Here is a 19,345-nt window from a genome sequence, read left to right on the forward strand (position 1 = left end):
TCAGACTTCCTCCGCGGCCCAAGCGCGCTTGGGCCGCCCCTCTCTCGCCCTTCCACCCGCCATTCACAGGGAGACCCCCCATGGCAAAGGTTCTCGTTCTTTATTATTCCTCCTACGGCCACATCGAGACGATGGCCCACGCCGTCGCCGAAGGCGCCCGCGCCGCCGGTGCCACCGTGGACGTCAAGCGCGTGCCCGAGACGGTTCCCGAGGCGGTCACCAAGAGCGCCCACTTCAAGCTGGACCAGACCGCCCCGGTGGCGGCCGTCGCCGACCTGGAGCAGTACGACGCGATCATCGTCGGCACCGGCACCCGCTTCGGCCGGATGTCCTCGCAGATGGCGGCCTTCTTCGACCAGGCCGGCGGGCTGTGGGCGCGCGGCGCCCTGAACGGCAAGGTCGGCGGCGCCTTCACCTCCACCGGCACGCAGCATGGCGGCCAGGAGACGACGCTCTTCTCCATCATCACCAACCTCATGCATTTCGGCATGATCATCGTGGGCCTGCCCTACAGCTACCAGGGCCAGATGAGCACGGCCGAGATCGTCGGCGGCGCGCCCTACGGCGCCAGCACCATCGCCGGCGGCGACGGCAGCCGCCAGCCCTCGCAGATCGACCTCGACGGCGCCCGCTTCCAGGGCGAACTGATCGCCCGCACGGCCGCCAAGCTGTTCGGCTGATCCCAGCCATCCGGTCCCGGCCCGCGCCTCCATTGGGCAGCGCCGTCCGGGGCCGCCCCACCCGAATCCACAAAGGAACTTTCAGAATGTCCGACAACCCGATCAGCCGGGCGGCGATGGCCGTCGTGCGCCGCAACACCGAGGAGGTCCAGGGAAAGGGCGACTACGCGCTCTTCGAAGAGCTGTTCGCCCCGGATTTCATCGACCACACGCCCCAGCCCGGCGGCACCCCCGACCGCGAGGGCGCCCTGCGCCTCTACAAGACCCTGCGCGGCGCCTTCCCGGACTTCCACGCCGACATTCACTGGCAGGCCGCCGATGGCGATCTGGTCACGACCTACAAGACCTATCACGGCACCCATGAGGGTCCCTTCCTGGGCGTGGCGCCCACCGGCCGCAAGATCTCCTTCGAGACGGTCGACGCCATGCGCGTGCGCGACGGCCGGATCATCGAGCATTGGGGCGTCGCCAACCTCTACAAGCTTCTGGAACAGCTCGGCGCCCTGCCCCCCGCCAAGGCCTGAAGGCCCGGACGCCGCCGGATCGCACCGGACGCGATCCCGCCCCGTCCCGCCCCATCGTTGAATCCCGTTCAACGCCCCATCCCGATCTTACCGTCTGATCGTCTCCGGCCCCTTCGGCTATCTCTTCCTTCGTCGCCGGGACGCACCGGTGACCAGGAACGGGCAAGCCTCGCCCCGCCATGGGCGGCGACGAAGGCCGCCGCCGGACCGCGCGCCGGGGAACCGCTTTTTAAAATTTTCAAAACGGAGGAGAAAATCATGGCCGTTCTGACCAACGCCGCGTTCTTCACCGCCAAGCCCGGCCGGGGCGAGGAACTCGGCGCGCGACTGCTCGACCTCGTGGCGCCGACCCGGCGGGAGCCCGGCTGCCTGCGCTACGACATCTATCGCTCGACGGACTTGGCCGACGCCTGGTTCGTCCTTGAGGAGTGGCGGTCCCGCGCCGACTTCGACGCCCACATGCAGACCCCCTACGTCGCCGCCTTCATGATGCTCGTCCCCGAACTGTGCGAGGGCGAGGTGGAGATCTGCGGCTACGAAATGCGCTCCCAGCCCGCGGACCGCGGCAACGAGGCCTGACCGGCAGCGCGCATCACACAAGGAGACATCACGGAAGGAGACATTCCCATGACCAACAATGCCCAACTCGTCTGGTTCGTGACCGGCTGCTCCACCGGGTTCGGCCGGAGCATCGCCGAACATCTCCTCGACAAGGGCCAGAAGGTCGTCGTCACGGCCCGCAGAACCGGGTCGGTCGAGGATCTCGCCCGGCGCGGGGACGCGCTGGTTCTGCCGCTCGACGTGACCGATCCCGCGCAGTGCGCGGTGGCCGTCGAGCAGGCCGAACGCAATTTCGGCCGCATCGACGTGCTGGTGAACAACGCCGGAACCGGCCATTTCGCGGCCGTGGAGGAAACCGGGCCGCACGAGGCCCGCGCGCTCTTCGAGGTCAATTTCTTCGGGGCCGCGAACGCGATCCACGCCGTGCTGCCGGGCATGCGCGCCCGCCGCGCGGGCACCATCGTGAACCTCACCTCCATCGGCGGTCTGAGCGGCTTCCCCGCCGTCGGCTATTACTGCGCGAGCAAGTTCGCGCTGGAGGGGCTTTCGGACAGCCTGCGGCTGGAAACCGAACCGCTGGGCATCCGGGTGATGACGGTGGAGCCCAGCGGCTTCCGCACGGAATGGGCGGGGTCGGCGGCGGAAACCGGGGATCCGATCCCGGATTATGACGCGACCGCCGGCGCCGCGCGGCGCGCCTACCATGCGTCCGTCGGCCGGCAGGCCGGCGACCCGAAGCGCGCCGCCGCCGCCATCCTGCGGGCGGTCACCGCCGACGCCCCGCCCCGCCGCCTCCTGCTCGGCAACGAGGCCTTCGAGGTCGCGCTCGCCAAGCTGGAGGAAATGCGCGCGGACTTCACCGCCTGGGAGGCCGTGACGCGCGGCGCCGACTTCCCGCCGGAAGAGCGTTGCGTGGCCTGAGCCGCGCCCTCTTCCCCATTCCCATCAACGACACCCCATTCCCGAAACATGATCATCGGAGGATTTTCATGAACCGGTTCGAAGGAAAGGTCGCCATTGTCACCGGCGGCGGCTCCGGCATCGGCGAGGCCATCGCCCGCCGCCTGTCGGCGGAAGGCGCTTGCGTCGTCATCTCCGGCCGCACGGAAAAGCGTCTGGAGGACACCGCCCGGACGCTGCCGGCGGAACGCGTGCTGCCCGTGACGGCGGACGTCGCCAGGCGGGCCGACTGCGACGCCCTGGTCGCCGCCGCCGTCGAGCGGTTCGGCCGGCTCGACACGCTGGTCAACGCCGCGGGCATGAACCTGGTCGGGCGGATCCAGGACACGTCCGACGAGGACTGGGAGGCCTGCCTGGGCTCCGACCTCGGCGGCGTCTTCTACATGATGCGCGCATCAATTCCCCACCTCGTCCGCACGAAGGGCTCGATCGTCAACATCGGCTCCGTCTCCTCGCTGGGCGGGGGCTGGAGCCACGCGGCCTACAACGCCGCGAAGGCCGGCGTCGCGAACCTCACGCGCTCGGCGGCCTGCGACCTGGGCCGGTTCGGCGTGCGCGCCAACACGGTGGCCCCTGGCCTGACCGTGACCGGCATGGTGGACAAGATCATGGACGACGAGGCCCTGCTGGAAAAAGCCTGGGAGCGCATCCCCCTGCGCCGGGCCGGCCAGCCGGAGGAGATCGCGTCGGCCGTCGCCTTCCTCGCCAGCGACGAGGCGCAGTGGATCACGGGGGCGGTGCTCCCGGTCGATGGCGGCCAGACCTGCACCGACGGCGGTCCCGAATGGGGCAGGTAGGCCTCCCGCACCAGCCCCGACAGCCAACAGACTTCGCGAAAGGATAGGAGCAATGACGAACAACGCATCGAAGATCGCCCCGGCCATGAATGGGTTCGCCGTGAACGAGGTCGAGGGCAAGGTCGCCCTGGTGACCGGTGCGGCCAGCGGCATCGGCCGGGCCATCGCCGAGCTGCTGCACGCCCGCGGCGCGAAGGTGGTCGCGGAGGACATCGACCCGGCGGTCCGGGAGCTGGCGCGCGACGGGCTCGTGCCCTTTGTCGCCGACATCACCAGGGACGGCAGCGCCGAGCAGGCGGTCGAAACCGCGGTCGAGACGTTCGGCCGGCTCGACCTGCTGGTCAACAACGCCGGGCGCATCCTCTACAAGCCGCTGGTGGAGATGACGCGGGAGGATTGGAACTGGCAGATGGAAACAAACGTCACCGGCGCCTTCCTCCACTCGCGCGAGGCGATGAAGGCGATGATCCCGAACCGGTCTGGCGCCATCGTGAACATCGCCTCCTACGCCTCCTACTTCGCCTTCCCCGGCATTTCGGCCTACACCGCGTCCAAGGGCGCCCTGGCGCAGCTCACCCGCACGCTGGCTCTGGAGGCGATCGAGCATGGCATCCGGGTCAACGCCATCGGCGTCGGCGACGTGGTCACCAACCTGCTGAACCACTTCATGGAGGACGGGCGCGGTTTCCTGGCCGAGCATGGCCGCAACGCTCCCATCGGCCGCGCCGCCGATCCGAAGGAGATCGCGGAGATCGTCGCCTTCCTGGCGTCGGACCGCGCCAGCTTCATGGTCGGCTCGGTCGTCATGGCCGATGGCGGCATGAGCGTGGCGGTGGGCTGAGACCGGAACCCTCCGGCCCGGGCAATGTTGCCAGCGCACGGGCCGCTTCGGCACGGATCGCTGGGAGGACGGGATGATCGACGAGCACAGCCGCCTGGACCATGGGAACACCGTCCGGCCCCGGCGGGAGCGGCGTTCTGAGGGCTCCGGCCATCCGCGCGCGGGCGGCGCCGTGCCGGGCGTGGGGGAGGTCCTGGTCCGGGGCCTCCTGGCCGGCGCCGCCGGGGTCGCGGCGATGACCGTGGCGGAGAAGGTCGAGCAGGCCCTCACCGGACGGCCGAACTCCTACGTCCCCGCCCACACGCTGGAACGGCTGCTCGGCCTGCCCACCCGGCCGGACAGCGAACGGCTTGGCATGAACTGGGCGATGCATTGGGGCCAGGGCATCGCGCTGGGTGCCGTCCGCGCGATGATGGCGCGGCACGGATTCCGGGGGCCGGTTGGGTCCTTCCTGTTCCTCAACCTGCGGCTGGCCAACGACCAGTCGCTGGAGAACGCCACGGGCGTCGGTGCGCCGCCCTGGACCTGGCCGGTGGACGAGCAGGTGGTCGATCTCCTGCACAAGGCCGTCTACGCCTTGGCCACCGGGGCCGTCGCCGACCGTCTGGTGCCCGGTCCGGAGCGCAGGCCCCGCAGCGGCGACCCGGAAGGCCATGGCCGCCGGGAGGGCGATCAGGAAGCCCATCAGGACGACTGAGCCCGTTCTCCCGGAGCGGCTTCCTTCGTTTCCACGACGACGTTGGGCGGCACGGGCTCGCCGCCTTTCTCCAGCGCGTCGCGCAAGGCGCCCGCGGCGATGGCCGTGGCGGTGCCGGACGCGGCGGGCCGCGCGATGCGCCGCGTGCCGGCGGGGGCCTTCTCCCCGCCTTCCTCCCGCATGGCCTGTTCGACCGTGGTCCGGGTGCCGGGCGGCACGAGCCCCAGCCGTTCCGCCTGTTCGGCCATGGCGGCGCTGTCGGCGGCGACCATCATGCTGCTGCCCGCGCGGGCGACCGCCAGGGCAAGCTCTTCGATCTCGCGCATCCGGCCCTCCCCGCGCGAGACGTTGCGGATCAGCACTGCCAGGACGCGGCCGGGATTTTCATCGACGATCTGCCGGTAGACCTCGGGGTCGTGCTGGCCGCTGTCGCCGATCAGGACGAAGGGAAGGTCGCGGTACAGGTCCAGCATGTTGCGGATCAGCGCCTGCTTGTGGTCCTCCGCCCGGCGCGGCAGCGGGCTCTTCCAGGTGAGGCCCCATTCCCGCAGGAACAGCACCGGCCCGACGGGAACGTCATGGTTCCGGAAGAAGGCCTCCAGCACCTCGTAGATGCCCCAGGGCGCGCGCGACACGTAGAGCATCGGGTTGCCCTCCGCTCCCGAGGCGCCGCCATGAAGCGCGCGGTACAGGGCCGCCACGCCGGGGAAGGCCGTGCGGCTTTCGGCGTCCTCGACGAACAGGCGCCAAAGCATGGCCAGCTTGTTGGCGACGCCCGTGTGCATGACCGTGTCGTCGATGTCGCTGATCACGACGAAACGGCAGCCCTCTGGCGGGATGAAGACCTGCCCCTCGCCCTCGACGGGCTCCTCCCCTTCCAGGCGGAGATGCATGGCGTGCCAGAACCGGCCGGGCGGCGGCGGATCACGGAAGGCCAGATGGACCCGGAAATAGCCGTCACGGTCGGTCTCCACGCGCTGCTCCGCGCCGAAGAGGCGGGCCGTCACGACGGCACCCGGCACGGTCCGGCGGGCGACGCGGCGGCCGATGTCCCGCAACTGCCCGGCGAGGCTTCCCTGCCCACCGCTGCCGGACGGGACGGACGGGGCGGATTGCCGGAACACCCGGCCGATCAGGAAGGCCTCGCCGCGCGATCCGTAGCCCCGGTAGGGCTGGAGGACGATGCCCTTGCGGCCCTGTGCGGTCCGCACCGGACGCGTGGCCAGAGACAGGATTCGCCGTGCCGCCCGCCCCCACGCCGCCAGCCTGCCGCTTTCCATGCTCCCCGCCCCCGGCCATTGATCCTCCGCGCATCCCTATCAATGGCCCATGGGGCAAAACATCCTCCCCCGGCCTGAACAAAGAGCGCGGTGAGGAGCGCCCGTCAGGCGGGAACGGCGCCGGCGGCTGGGTTCGGCAGCCGGGCGAGCAGGTCCGGGATGGCGGAGGCCGGCACGGGCCTGGAGAAGAAGTAGCCCTGGGCCTCGTCGCAGCCCTGGGCGCGCACCGCCTCCAGTTGGGCGTGGGTCTCCACCCCCTCCGCCGTCGTGGTGATGGCGAGATCGCGGCCGAGCCCGGCGACGGCGCCGAGGATCGCCTTGGATCCTCCGCACTGCGGCAGGTCGCTGACGAAGGAGCGGTCGATCTTGATCTTGTCGAAGGGGAAGCTGCGCAGGTAACCCAGCGCCGAATAGCCGGTGCCGAAATCGTCCATGGCAATGCGCAGGCCGAGTTGCCGCAGTTGGCTCAGCACCGCGAGGTTGGCGTCGTTGTCCTGGAGCAGCACCGATTCCGTGATCTCCAGCTCCAGCCGTCCCGGTTCCAGGCCGCTTTCGGCCAGCGCCCCCGCCACCGCCTCCACCAGCCCGCGGCTGCGGAACTGGACGGAGGAGAGGTTGACGCTGACGCCGGCCGTGCCGGGCCAGCCTGCCGCCTCGCGGCAGGCCTCCTGCAGAACCCACTCGCCGATGGCCACGATCAGCCCGGTCTCTTCCGCCACCGGGATGAACTCCGCCGGCGATACCAGCCCGCGTTCCGGATGGCGCCAGCGCAGCAGCGCCTCGAAGCCGCTGATCCCGCCGGAGCGGAGATCGACCAGCGGCTGGTAGTGCAGCTCGAACTGGCCCTTCGCCAGCGCCTCGCGCAGGCCGAGCTTCAGCGCGTGGTAGGCGTGGAGCTGCTCGGCCATCCAGGGGGCGAAGAAGCGGTGGGTGCCGCGCCCGGCGGCCTTGGCGCGGTAGAGCGCGATGTCCGCCGCCTTCATCAGCGCGTCGGCGCCCGCCCCATCGCTGCGGCCGAGCGCCACGCCGACGCTCGTGCCGATCATGATCTGGGCACCGTCCACCTCGTAGGGCTCACCCAGGGACTCGACGATGCGGCGCGCCAGCGAGGCGGCGTCGTCCGGCTGGCGCAGGCCGGTTTGCACGACGGCGAACTCGTCCCCGCCGAAGCGCGACACGAGGTCGGCGTCGCGGACGCAGTGGCGCAGCCGGGCCGCCACCTGCTTCAGCAGGGCGTCCCCGGCCGGGTGGCCAAGCGTGTCGTTGACGGTCTTGAACTGGTCGAGGTCCAGGTAATGCACCGCCAGCCCGGCACGGCCGGCGGCATCCGCCAGTTCCCGCTCCAGCCGCTCCTGGAAGGACAGCCGGTTCGGCAGGCCGGTGAGCGCGTCGTAGCGGGCGATCCGGGCGATCTTCTCCTGGGCGAGCCGCCGCTCCTCCTTCGCGCGCCGGCGCTCCGTCACGTCGCGGAAGAAGACGGACAGGCCCTCGGGCGTCGGGAAGGCGTGGATCTCGACCCAGACGTTGCGCGCGTTCAGGTGCCCCTCGAAGGCGACGGGCGCCTCCTCCTCCATCGCCTGGCGGAACCGCCGCCCGAAGGCACAGGCGCAGCCGCTGTCCAGAACCGGGACGGATTCCATGCCTGGGGCGTCCGGGAACAGGTCGAACAGGCTGCCGCCGAAGTCGATCCGCTCGGCCCCGTGCAGCTCCGCCGCGCGCCGGTTCGCGTAGGTGACGCGCCAGTCGCGCCCGACGAACAGGACGCCGTCCGTGGTGCTCTCCAGCACCGCCGACAGGCGCTTGGCCGAATCCTCCAGCGCGCGGCGGGTCATGTGCGCGTCGGTGATGTCGCGGGAGATCGCCAGCAGCCGGGCCGCCCGCCCGTCCGGCCCCGGAATGGGACGGATCAGGTTGTCCCACCATTTCGGCGTACCGGCGAGAGTCGGGCAGAAATCGATGAAATGCCCGATCCCGCCGGCACGCGCCTCGTCGATGGCGGCGCTCGCACGCGCACGGCTTTCCTCCGGCCAGATGTCCGGCCAGAAGATGCCCTCGATGCGCGAGAAGTCCTCCACCTCCAGAAGCCGCTGTCCGGGCGGGCTCATGAAGAGAAGGCGACCATCCAGGTCCAGCACCTTCATGCATTCGGGGTTGGTGTCGAGGATCTGGCGCGCGAAGGCCTCGCTGTCGCGCAGCGCCGCCTCGGTCAGCTTGCGGTCGTGAATGTCCTCGGTGGAGCCGTACCAGCGGATGATGCGCCCGTCGGCCCCGAGCCGAGCCGTGGCCCGGCCGCGGAACCAGCGGTAGCTGCCGTCGGCCATGCGCAGCCGCTTCTCATGGTCCATGCGCCGGCCGGTCCGCAGGGCCTCCTCCCAGTTCCGCCGCGTGCTCTCGGCATCTTCCGGATGCACCGCCCGCATCCAGCCATGGCCGAGCGTCTCTTCCCGGGTGAGCCCGACGAGATCCTGCCAGCGCGGCGAGATGTCCAGCAGCGCGCCGTCCGGGTCCATGATGAAGGGGTATTGGGGGTTCAGCTCCACCGAATGGCGGTAATGGTCCTCGCTCTCGCGGAGCGCCGCCTCGGCCACTTTCCAGTCGTGGATGTCCGCGTCGCTCCCATACCAGCCGACGATCCGCCCCTCGGCGTCGTGGCGCGGCATGGCCCGGCAGCGGAACCAGCGGTAGCCGCCCTCGGCCACTTTGAAGCGGGCCTGATGGTCGAAGCGCGCGCCGGTGCGCAGCGTGTTGTCCCAGGCCCGCGCGATGCGCTCGCGGTCATCCGGATGCACCGCGCGGAGCCAGCCGTTGCCGACCGCCTCTTCGTAGCTCAGCCCCATGCGCTCGCGCCAGCGCGGGCTGAACTCCAGCGACAGGCCGTCGGCGTCGCAGTTCCAGAACAGGAAGGGGCTCAGCTCGACCGTGTGGCGGTAGTGGTCCTCGCTCGCGCGCAGGGAGGCCTCGTCGGCGGTGCGCGCATCCCAATCGGTCTCGGCCACAGTGCAGAGCAGGCCGCCCGCACCTTCCCCCTCGCCCGCCAGGGACCGGAGACAGACCTTCAGGAGGCCGCGCCCGTCCGGGCGGCGCAGCTCGACGCCCCCCACTTCCTCGCCGTCCGCCGCGCGCCGCAACGCCATGGCGAGCCCGTCCCCGGCGCCGGGCAGCAGCTCCGCCGGGGTCCGGCCGAAATGCGCCGCGCGCGGAAGCCCGGTCAGCTCGGTCATCCGTCCGTTCAGGTGAGTGCAGCGCAGGTCCCGATCGAGGAACAGCAGCCCCACCGGCGCGCCGTCACGCACCGGCCGCGCGGCGGCGGCTACCCGGTCATGAGGATCTGCGGGGGTCTGGGACGGTGCTTCACGCATTTTTCGTTTCGCCGGTGTCGGGGCTGGCTGGCGAGCCATCGGGCCTACGCCCCAACCTTTTGCATAGGACGGCGAACAAATCCTTAACGTGGACCCGCATAGGCGGCAGGCGGGGCGGCGGAGCCCGGCTCTTCGCCTTTACCGCCCTCCGGCGGCAAGCTTCGCGTTGACGTAGCGGTTCAGGCTGACCCTCGCCTCCGCCGCCTCCAGCACGAGGCGCCGGTGCATGTCCGACGTGGTGCGGATGACGAACTGGCCGGAGTAGTTTCTCTCCATGATCGGTTCGGGCACGTCCTCACCGTTCGCGATCATGTCCTGTACGGTCTCGGCCACAAGATCCCTGATGCCCCGCATCGCCTCGACCTCGTCCTCGTCAAGCCAGGAAAGGCTTGGAAACTCCAGACAGCTGGCGATGTACTGGCCGTCATCGGAGGACCAAGCGATCTTGTAGGCATGGTGCCTATTCAGCATCGCCCTTTTCGTTTCCTGAAGATTGCATCTGATCGAGCTTTCAAACGGCTTGGAGCATTTGCTTGACCTGATGGGACCTTCGCCCGGCCGTTCTTGCCTTTTTGGATGTTTATGCGCGGGTCACCGGCTCAAGCTGTCCTGAACACCATGTGGCTCGTCACTTCCTGGCGAGGCTCCCGGAAATACGCTCCGCACGGCTTGGAGATATCATCGAACGGAACATCATGAGGAGCGGTCCTCATGCGGGCCAGAATCTCGCCGAGTGTCGCCATGCCAACCTCAGCATAGCATCACTATCGATATCGAAAGGCCGGAACCGAGGGCAAGCCGCGAGCAGCGGCATCCTTTTCCCGAAGGCCCAACGCAAAAGGGCCGCCCCAGCGGAGCGGCCCCTTCCCGTTCGGCGGCGGCGCGGACGGTCAGTCCACGGTCGCGCCGGAGTCCCGCACCACGGGCCCCCATTTCGCGAGTTCGGCCTTCACGTGCTCGGCGAGCTTTTCCGGGGTCGAGCCGACGACCTGGGCGCTGAGTTCGTTCAGGCGCTTCTGCACGGTCGGGTCGGCGACGGCCTTGTTGCCGGCCTCGTTCAGCTTGTCGATGGCCTCCTTGGGCGTGCCGGCGGGGGCGAACAGCGCGTTCCAGGTGTAGGTCTCGTAGCCCGGCAGGCCGGCCTCGGCCATGGTCGGCAGGTCGATGGCGGGCGAGCGCTCGGCGGTGGTCACGGCGATGCCGCGCAGGGTGCCGCCCTTGATGTGGCCGATGGAGGACGGCAGGTTGTCGAACATGATCGGCACCTGGCCGGCCGTCACGTCGTTCAGCGCCGGGCCGGCGCCGCGGTAGGGCACGTGGGTGACCTCGACCCCGGCCATCGACTTGAACAGCTCGCCCGAGAGGTGGAGCGGCGTGCCGTTGCCCGAAGAGGCGTAGTTGAAGGTGCCAGGGCTGGCCTTGAGCAGGGCAATCAGCTCCTTCAGGTTCTGCGCCTTCACCGAGGGGTGAACGACCAGGACGTTCGGGACCGTCACCAGCCAGGAGACCGGGGCGAAGTCCTTCACCGGGTCGTAGGGCATCTTCTTGAAGAGCGCGGGGTTGATCGCGTGGGTCGCGACCGTGCCCATCAGGATGGTGTAGCCGTCGGGCTCCGCCTTGGCGACCGCGTCGGAGCCGAGGTTGCCACCGGCGCCGCCGCGGTTCTCGATGACCACCTGCTGGCCCAGGATCTCGCTCATCTTCGCGCCGATCAGGCGGGCGATGATGTCGGTCGAGCCGCCGGCCGCGAAGGGCACGACCAGCTTGACCGGGCGGTCCGGATAGGCGGCCTGCGCGCCGCCGGCGCCGCTCACGATGGGCAGCACGACGGCCGCCATGGCAAGAATCTTCATCCCAAACGTCATCGGTGTTCCCCAGCCTTCTTCTTGGTCCGCATCGGCGCGGTTCGATCCGCGTTGGCTTGGACGGCCGCTGACGCCGCCCTTTGCCTGGTGCCGCTGATTGTAGCCCAGGCGGATCGCTCCGCCACGAAAATCACTGGAGTCCGGCCGACCGCGCGGCGAAAACCTGCTCCGCGAGCGCGAGGCTGAGGCGGGCGTCGGTTTCGGTGATGCTCTCGCCGAGCGCGCGCTGCCCGCGCAGGCTGGCCAGCCACAGCGTGTTCCAGTGCCGCCGGGCCAGCCGCAGGAAGGGCGGCGCCTCGTCCATGCCGCCGGCGAACAGCGCCTCGCGCACGGCCCGGTCGTTGCCGGCGAAGGTCGCGGGGTCCAGCCCGAACCAGCCGGCGACGCTGAGGAACAGCGAATCATAGGCAAAACGCACGGCCGCCCGCCGCTGGGCCTCGCCCGCCGCCGGGGCGTTCAGCGCGTCGCGCGCCAGGGTCAGGTAATCCTCAGGCGTCATGGGCCGCCACCGCTTGACCGGAATGGATGAACCGCAGGGCCAGGGTCCCGCAAAGCAGCGGGATCGCGTTCTCGACCCGATCGTGAACGGCGTTGGCAAGCCCCGCCAGCCGCCCGGCGTCCCCGGCGAGATCCGGCCCGACGGGCACGTCCAGCTCGTAGACGATCATGTCCCCGGCGATGCGCGGGCGGAGTTCGGCCGCCTCGGCCAGCCCTGGGAGATCCTGTTCCCCGGCGATCTCCGCCAATGCCGCGACATGCAGTTCCCAGGCGGTCACGAGGTTGACGGCGCCCGTGCGGCGGCGGGAGACGGCGAGCGCCCGGTGCCGCATCTGCCGTACCACGGTGAGCCATTCGTCCTGGAAGGCCTCCGCATCCTCGATCAGCCCGCGCAGCAGCGCCGAGACGCGCTGCGGCATCTGGAGCTTGCGGGCGAGCGCCTTGTATTCGCGGATGACGTCGTTGCCCAGCCGCTTGATCTCCGCCTCGTGCGCGGCGGCGATCTCGATGAGCTGGTCGTGCACGGCGAAGCCGTCGGCCGCGGCGCGCTCGGCGAGATACATCAGCCGCTCCGCGTCGAAGCGGACCTCGGCGACGGTGCCGTTCGCCACCGTCTCCAGCGCGTGCTGGAGCCGCTGGACCTGCTCCAGGTTCAGGTCGTTGCGCCCTTCCAGCACGCCGTGGATCAGCGAGACATACTGCTGCGCGATCTTCAGCGGCCGTTCGGGGGTGAATGGGTCGAGGGCGAGGGCGATCATCGGCCGCACCCTGCCGCCCCGGGCCGGCGCCTGTCAATCCGACCCTCGTCATAGGGAGGCGGTCGCTTTCCGCCGTTCACGCCCGGTCATCGCCGCCGGCGGGCGGGGACCCCCAGCTGCTCGGCCATCCGGACGAGATCGGGCAAGGACCGTGCGCCCATCTTTTCCATGACGTGGCGCTTGTGCACCTTCGCCGTGATCTCCGATAGGCCGAGTTCCCCGGCGATCTGCTTGTTCATCAGACCGCCGATGGCGCAGGCCATGACATCCCGCTCGCGGTCCGTGAGGGTCGCGTAGCGGTCGCAAAGCTCGTGACGGGCGCGGTCCATGTCCAAGGCCTCGGCATCGGCCCTGATCGCCCGGCCGATCGCCTCCAGAAGCACCTCCTCCTCGACCGGCTTGGTCAGGAACTCGATCGCCCCGCCGCGCATGGCGCGCACGGTCATCGGGATCGTGCCATAGCCGGTGAGGAAAATGATCGGCACGGTGCTGCCGGCACCCCGCAACGCCTCCTGCACGGCAAGCCCGTTCTGATCCGCCAGCCGTACGTCGAGCAGGACGCAGGTCGGACGGCGGGCGAGCGTCCTTTCGGCGAGACCGTCGGCGTTTGTGTGTTCGACCACGGCCAAGCCCGCGGCCTTGCAGAGCCTCACCAGCGCGGTGCGCAGCGCCGCGTCGTCGTCGACGATGTGGACGGTCGGTTCCATGGCGGGCATCACATCATGATTTGCGCTGCGAACTGAAGTTGGAAAGACAATCCTCCAGCAAGGCGGCGTCGAAGGGTTTCGTGAGATAGGCGGCCGCTCCCGCTTCCAACGCCCGCTGCCGGATCGCGTCGCTCGGATAGGCGGTCATGGCGACGACGGGAAGCGAGGGATGGCGCCTGGTGAGGAGCTGAATCAATTCGACGCCATTGACGCCGGGCATCTGCAGATCGGCAAGGACGCAGAAGAGAGCCTCCACCGCTCCGTAGGACAACAGGGCCCCGGCTTCCCCGAACAGCAGAGGGTCGTACCCGATCGATCGCACGAGCCTTCCCAGCCCGGCCCGAATGAAGGCATCGTCATCCACGATCGCCACGACGCGACGCAACTGTCCGTTCTCAGCCATGAGCGACCGGCAGTTTGAAATGAAAGGCCGCTCCTCCTCCCGGAGCCTCGTCCACCCAGATGTCGCCGCCATGCGCGTCGAGACAGTTGCGGCATATGGCCAGCCCCATGCCCATGCCGCCCGGCTTGGTCGAATGAAACGGCTCGAAAATCTGGGCGCGCCGTTCGGCCGCCACTCCCGGCCCGGTATCGGTCACATTGGCCGCGATCCACGATCGGTCGAGGCGGAGGGTCACGGTGATGTCCCGCCGGCCCGGCCTTTCCGCCATGGCTTGCGCCGCGTTCAGCATGAGATTCACGAACACCTGCTGGATCTGCACCAAGTCGGCCATGGCCGGCGGAAGGTCGTCCGGCGCCGCGAGGTGGACGACCGCGCCATGGCGCCGCAGATCCGTTTCCACAAGCAGATTGGCGTTGCGGGCCGCCTGGACGACATCGACCGGAGCGAAGGCGCCCGAGGATTTGCTGAAATGGGACGTGATGCGCGCCACGACGTCGCGCGCGCGCGAGGCCTGGGAGACGACGTCCTGCAGGGCCGCCGTTGCCTCCGCGATGTCCGGCTGGGCCTGTCGAAGCAGGCGCTGGGCCGCCTGGGCGTTCGCCAGGATGGCCGCGAGCGGCGAATTGACCTCGTGCGCGACCGACGCGCTGAAGGCATTGGCGGTCGATATCCGGGAGGTCCTGGCGACATCGGCCTGGACGGCGGCGAGCCGCGCCTGCGCTTTCCTGTAGGCGGTGATGTCGACGGAGGTCACGACGATGTCCGAAAAGCCGGCGAGATCGCGCGGCAGCATGGCGGTGAAAAGCGCATCGAGTTCGGCGCCGTCCGCGGCCCTCAAATGCGCTTCGGAGCGAAAGAAGCGGTCGCCACGGCCGAAGGCCACCAGCCATTGCACGAAGGTCTGGTCGGTTTCGGGAAGCAGCCGGTCGAGCGGGCCGATAAAGGCCTCCTTTCCCGGCGCGCCGGTTTCCTCCAGCGTGAAGGCGTTCACGTCGCGGATCATCACGCGCGCCTTCAGCGCCCGGAGTTCGTCGGGCCTGTTGGCGAAGTAGCTCTCCAGATCGCTGACGCCGGCCCGGCGCAACGCCATGACGGCCTCCCCGACGGCCGTCCAGTCCTCGCGCCACATCGAGATGCCGGCGCGCTCGAAGAAGGCTCCGCATTGCCGCCGGCTGTCTGCCAGGTCGCGTCTCAGCCTCATCACGAGAAGGACGGCCAGGATGCCGGACAGGAGCGCGCCCGCCCCCATCAGGAGCGCCGCCTCGCGCCGTTCGGCCGGTTGCATCACGGAAAGCGCCGCCAGGGCCGCCGGCGCGAAGACCAGCAGGGCGGAGACGGCCAGGTCGCGGGCGACGACGGGCCATCGCCGTGCCGGAACGGCCGTCATCCAGGCCGGCAGAACGTCGGGCTTCGGCGGGGCCTCCGCCGAGGTCTCCGCAAGGCTTGGCCATCTGGAAAAGACTTGCCGCATCGTTCTCGTCCTTGGAAGAGAAGCAGTAACAGCGCCGCCCAGCCGTGTCTGCGATACGCCTGTATAATGGCCGAGCGCCGCCGGTGAATTCAAACTTCCGCCATGACTCTGCACGGGCACGGCGCATACAAATTCCCGAATGCGGGCTTGGCCGCAACATCGCTCGGCCGTGGCTGGAACGGTGTCGCCGCCGAACTGCGTTCGCATCCGGCCGGCGATCTGCCCGCGATCCTTCCGACCCAGATGGAGGTCACGCTGGCGACGCGGCGCAGCCCGGGTGCCTTCGTCCGGCGGAAGGGAGCCGGCCTCCGCCAACGCTCGGCCGTCGAGCAGGGCGCCATATGGCTGTGCCCGGTCGGCGTCGGCGAGGACGAGATCGGCATTTCCGCACCGCTCGATGAAATCCTGCACATCTACCTGCCGGCCGATCGCTTCGACGCGCTGGCCGATCTCTATGGCGACGGGCGCATTCGCGCGGATGCGATCCGGTATCTCGCGGATCTGCGCGATCCACTCATCTGGCAGATCGGCCTGTCGATCCGCTCGGAGCTTCTGCGGGAAACCTCCGCCGGCCGGATGATGGTCGAATCCGCGGCGCTGGCCCTTGCCGCGCGGCTTGCTCATGCTTACGGCGAGGATTGTCCGAATAACCCGGACGCGGCACCCGAAGCCGACTGCCCCAAGCGGATCGCACGGGCGATCGACTTCATCCGCGACAACCTGGAACGCGACATCTCGGTTTCCGAACTCGCCGAGGTCGCCTGCCTGAGTCCCTTCCACTTCGCGCGCATGTTCAAGCGCGTGATGGGCAAGACGCCCCATGGCTTCGTCAGCGCGGAACGCTTCGAACTCGCCCGAAGGCTTCTCGGCGATCCGGACATGCCGCTCGTCACCGTGGCCCATCGGTCGGGTTTTTCCAACCAGGCGGCGTTCAGCACGGCCTTCAAGCGGGCGATGGGGTGCACGCCCGGAGACTATCGCCGACGCATTCCCTGAAAGACGGATTCGGCAGAATCGCGAAAGACTTCCGCAGCTTCGCGAAAGACCCCGGACGGCGAACTCCGCGAGACTGCCCCGTATCTTCCGGTGAGGAGAGTGGCATGGAAGAGGAGCTTGAATTCGGCGCTTTCACGGTGGCGCCCGCGCGGCGCGCGTTGCTGCGCGATGGGGAGGTCGTGCCGCTCGGCAGCCGCGCGATCGACATCCTGATCCATCTCCTCGCCCACGCGGGCGAAATCCGGTCCAACAGAGACATCGTGAAGCATGTCTGGCCCGACACGTTCGTCGACGAGGCGAACCTCCGGGTGCATGTTTCGGCCATCCGGCGGGCGCTGGGCGATACGCGGTTCATCGCCAACATTCCAGGCCGGGGCTACACCTTCACCGCTCCGGTCACCAGACGGCAAGCGCCCGGCGACGCCGGTGGATCCGCCCTCCGCTGTCCCGGAACCGACCTCGGCGCGGTCCGGATCTTCGGGCGGGAGAGCGTGGTGGAAACCATTTCCGCGCAGCTTTGCCGCTCCCGGCTCATCACGATCGTCGGGCCGGGCGGGATCGGGAAGACGACCGTCGCGCGGGCGGTCATCGCCCGCGACCGGTCCGAGGACCCTATCTTTTGGATAGACCTTTCTCCCGTGAATGGCGGGCATCTCGTGCCGACCGTGGTGGCGTCGGCGCTCGGCATCCTTTCGCGAACAGACAACATCACGCGCGAAATCATCGTGCATCTGCGCACGCGCGCCGCCCTCATGGTTCTCGACAGCTGCGAGCATCTGGTGGGCAGCGTGGCGTCGTTCGCCGAGAGCCTCCTCGCGGAGGTTCCGGGCCTTCGCATCGTCGCGACGAGCCGCGAACCCTTGAGAGCCGATGGGGAGCGTGTGCACCGCATCCCGCCGCTGGAGCTTCCGCCGGCGGCACTGTCGGCGAATGCGGCTTTGAGGTCGCCCGCCGTCCAGCTCTTCGTGGAGCGCGCCGAAGCCTGTATCGGGCAGTATGAATTGACCGACAAGGACGCGCCCCACGTTGCCGACATCTGCAGCAAGCTCGACGGCATCGCGCTTGCGATCGAGCTGGCGGCCGGACGGCTGGAGACGATCGGAGTGCAGGCGCTGGCCCAGTCGCTTTCGGACTGCTTCCGCGTGCTGACCCGTGGCCGCCGCACGGCGCTTCCCCGCCATCAGACGCTGAGGGCGACGCTCGACTGGAGCTACATGATCCTGCCGAAGCCGGAACAGGTCGCCCTGGCGGAACTGTCGGTCTTCCGCGGCTGGTTCAGCGACGAGGCCGCAGCCGCCGTTCTAACGGGCTGCGACGGGGAGGACATCCTTGCGTCGCTCGTCGCGAAATCGCTCGTCGCCGCCGATGCCTGCTCCGGGCTGACGCGGTACCGGCTTCTCGATACGACCAGGCTCTACGCATCCGAAAAGCTCGTCGACACAGGCGATGCGGGCCCTGCGATGGCGCGGCTCGCCGAGCATCTGCGCGCCTTTCTCGAAAGTGCGGAGCACGAACTCCATTCAATGCCGGTGTCGGAATGGTCGCGCGATTACGCGCAACACACGGACGACCTGCGCGCCGCGCTTGAGTGGACATTCGCCGAACGAGGTGATCCGTTGCTCGGCGTGCGGCTCACCATCGCCGCTTTGCCGTTCTTCCACCGGCTTTCGCTGCTCGACGAGTGCCTGGCCTGGGTGACCCGGGCGATCAACTACCTGGAGGCACACCCCAGTCTGGACGAGCGCAGCCGCATGAAGCTCTACGCGGCACTCGGCTGGCCGCAGATCTGCCCGACCGATGCGCCGGAACACGGCGCCGTGGCATGGTCGATAGCCTTGCGGATCGCCGAGGACATCGGCGATATCGATCATCAGCTCCGGGCCATCTGGGCGCTCTGGGTCGATGCCATCAACCGTGCGGAACCGCGGCTCGGCTTGACCTTCACGGAACGGTTCCGCGCACTGGCGCCCTCCTCGGCCGATCCCGCCGATGCGATCATCGGCAAGAGGCTGCATGGCGCAACGCTGCACTGGCTCGGCCGCCACGCCGAAGCGCGCGAGCAACTTCAACAGATGCTCGGTGAATACACCGCATTGCCGGCGAGCCGTCACTCCGTGCGTTTCCAATTCGATCAGACCGTCACGGCCCGCATCGTGCTGGCTCGATCCAGCTGGATTCTGGGAGACGAGGACCAAGCCTTGCGCGAGGTGGAAGACACATTGGCCTATGCCCGGGTGATCCAGCACAACCTGTCGCTCAGCAATGCCCTGGCGGAAGCCGCCTGCCCGCTTTCGCTGCTCGCGGGGCGTGACGATCTCGCCGGCCATTATGTGTCGCTTCTCAGGGAACACACGAAGGCTCTGTCGCTTGACGTATGGAATTGCTACGCGAACTGCTTCGAGGCTGAAATCGCGCTTCGGAATGGGCGCCCCGACGACTGCCTGCGGCTTCTGAACACGAGCCTGCCGGTTCTTCGCAAGAGCGGCTTCACCCTGTTCCGGACGATCTTCCAGTCCGTCGCCGCGCGGGCGCTCCGCGACATGGGCAAACATGCCGACGCGCTGGCGGCGGTCGACTCCGCGATCGCACGTTGCGCGTCCTCCGGCGAGCGATGGTGCCTTGCCGAACTCCATCGCGTGAAGGGCACGATCCTTTCCGTCGACGGATTGCCCGGCGCCAGCGACCGAGCGGGCGACAGCTTTCGCCAGGCGATCGCGGAGGCGCGCCGCGATGGCGCCGTCGCCTGGGAACGTCGCGCGAACGCCGATCTGCTTGCGCTGCCCACACCGCACCGGGTACCAGAGAGGGATCGGATCGCGGCCGTTTCACCGGTGGGAAGCGCTTGCCTGCCGGCGCCTTCTTGTATCACGGGCACAGACGTTCAGGCTCGGTGTTGAAAGAGCTTGAACGGACACGGGAGAGGGGCGCCGCGTCCGCCTTGAGGTTTG

At 69.0% G+C, this 19,345-nt stretch carries 18 protein-coding genes; 9 read left to right on the top strand and 9 right to left on the bottom strand.

Annotated features, from left to right (window positions below; translation table 11 throughout):
- The first annotated feature begins 80 nt into the window (after nt 1-80).
- The 7 genes from wrbA (at nt 81) to JUB11_RS09380 (ending at nt 5,060) form a co-directional block, all read left to right on the top strand.
- Nucleotides 81-680 (top strand): NAD(P)H:quinone oxidoreductase, encoded by a 600-nt coding sequence (gene wrbA / locus JUB11_RS09350; protein ID WP_207458247.1) that lies wholly within the window; start codon nt 81-83, stop codon nt 678-680.
- Nucleotides 681-766: 86 nt separating this feature from the next.
- Nucleotides 767-1,204 (top strand): ester cyclase, encoded by a 438-nt coding sequence (locus JUB11_RS09355; RefSeq protein ID WP_207458248.1) that lies wholly within the window; start codon nt 767-769, stop codon nt 1,202-1,204.
- 258 nt (nt 1,205-1,462) lie between these two features.
- On the top strand, nt 1,463-1,783 hold the full coding sequence (locus tag JUB11_RS09360; RefSeq protein WP_207458249.1) for a putative quinol monooxygenase: 321 nt from the start codon (nt 1,463-1,465) through the stop codon (nt 1,781-1,783).
- Between the two features lie 48 nt (nt 1,784-1,831).
- The gene (locus JUB11_RS09365) at nt 1,832-2,686 is read left to right on the top strand and encodes an oxidoreductase (RefSeq protein WP_207458250.1); all 855 of its coding nucleotides are present in this window, start codon (nt 1,832-1,834) and stop codon (nt 2,684-2,686) included.
- Nucleotides 2,687-2,754: 68 nt separating this feature from the next.
- Nucleotides 2,755-3,522, top strand: coding sequence for an SDR family oxidoreductase (locus JUB11_RS09370; RefSeq protein ID WP_207458251.1), 768 nt, complete (start codon nt 2,755-2,757; stop codon nt 3,520-3,522).
- A gap of 52 nt (nt 3,523-3,574) precedes the next feature.
- A complete protein-coding gene (locus JUB11_RS09375; protein WP_207458252.1) occupies nt 3,575-4,363 on the top strand; it encodes an SDR family oxidoreductase in 789 nt (262 codons plus the stop codon).
- A 73-nt stretch (nt 4,364-4,436) separates the two neighbouring features.
- The gene (locus JUB11_RS09380; RefSeq protein WP_207458253.1) at nt 4,437-5,060 is read left to right on the top strand and encodes a hypothetical protein; all 624 of its coding nucleotides are present in this window, start codon (nt 4,437-4,439) and stop codon (nt 5,058-5,060) included.
- Here the strand turns inward: JUB11_RS09380 and JUB11_RS09385 are convergent.
- From JUB11_RS09385 to JUB11_RS09425, 9 genes are all read right to left on the bottom strand, one after another.
- Nucleotides 5,048-6,340, bottom strand: coding sequence for a phosphatase domain-containing protein (locus tag JUB11_RS09385; RefSeq protein ID WP_207458254.1), 1,293 nt, complete (start codon nt 6,338-6,340; stop codon nt 5,048-5,050). The two genes, JUB11_RS09380 and JUB11_RS09385, sit on opposite strands and share 13 nt — an antisense overlap.
- 104 nt (nt 6,341-6,444) lie before the next feature.
- Nucleotides 6,445-9,699 carry an EAL domain-containing protein gene (locus JUB11_RS09390; RefSeq protein WP_207458255.1) on the bottom strand — a complete coding sequence of 1,085 codons (3,255 nt, stop codon included), beginning with the start codon at nt 9,697-9,699 and terminating at the stop codon, nt 6,445-6,447.
- Between the two features lie 138 nt (nt 9,700-9,837).
- A complete protein-coding gene (locus JUB11_RS09395) occupies nt 9,838-10,170 on the bottom strand; it encodes a toxin-antitoxin system HicB family antitoxin (protein ID WP_207458256.1) in 333 nt (110 codons plus the stop codon).
- 419 nt (nt 10,171-10,589) lie between these two features.
- A complete protein-coding gene (locus JUB11_RS09400; RefSeq protein ID WP_207458257.1) occupies nt 10,590-11,552 on the bottom strand; it encodes a tripartite tricarboxylate transporter substrate binding protein in 963 nt (320 codons plus the stop codon).
- Nucleotides 11,553-11,694: 142 nt separating this feature from the next.
- Nucleotides 11,695-12,063, bottom strand: coding sequence for a hypothetical protein (locus JUB11_RS09405; protein WP_207458258.1), 369 nt, complete (start codon nt 12,061-12,063; stop codon nt 11,695-11,697).
- Nucleotides 12,053-12,820, bottom strand: a complete 768-nt coding sequence (locus JUB11_RS09410) for a hypothetical protein (protein WP_207458259.1) — start codon at nt 12,818-12,820, stop codon at nt 12,053-12,055. The genes JUB11_RS09405 and JUB11_RS09410 overlap by 11 nt, the downstream gene beginning before the upstream one ends.
- Before the next feature lie 86 nt (nt 12,821-12,906).
- Entirely contained in the window at nt 12,907-13,527 is a 621-nt protein-coding gene (locus JUB11_RS09415) for a response regulator (protein ID WP_207458260.1), read from the bottom strand.
- Nucleotides 13,528-13,540: 13 nt separating this feature from the next.
- Entirely contained in the window at nt 13,541-13,930 is a 390-nt protein-coding gene (locus JUB11_RS09420; RefSeq protein WP_207458261.1) for a response regulator, read from the bottom strand.
- On the bottom strand, nt 13,923-15,401 hold the full coding sequence (locus tag JUB11_RS09425; RefSeq protein ID WP_207458262.1) for an ATP-binding protein: 1,479 nt from the start codon (nt 15,399-15,401) through the stop codon (nt 13,923-13,925). Before JUB11_RS09425 ends, JUB11_RS09420 begins: the two co-directional genes overlap by 8 nt.
- A gap of 147 nt (nt 15,402-15,548) precedes the next feature.
- Between JUB11_RS09425 and JUB11_RS09430 the strand changes: the two genes are divergently transcribed.
- Nucleotides 15,549-16,397 carry an AraC family transcriptional regulator gene (locus JUB11_RS09430; RefSeq protein ID WP_207458263.1) on the top strand — a complete coding sequence of 283 codons (849 nt, stop codon included), beginning with the start codon at nt 15,549-15,551 and terminating at the stop codon, nt 16,395-16,397.
- 104 nt (nt 16,398-16,501) lie between these two features.
- Nucleotides 16,502-19,294: a winged helix-turn-helix domain-containing protein gene (locus JUB11_RS09435; RefSeq protein WP_207458264.1), complete on the top strand. Its 2,793-nt coding sequence runs from the start codon at nt 16,502-16,504 to the stop codon at nt 19,292-19,294.
- Nucleotides 19,295-19,345: the final 51 nt, after the last annotated feature.

Source organism: Azospirillum sp. SYSU D00513, assembly GCF_017356015.1.
In the GTDB taxonomy this organism is placed as follows: domain Bacteria; phylum Pseudomonadota; class Alphaproteobacteria; order Azospirillales; family Azospirillaceae; genus Azospirillum.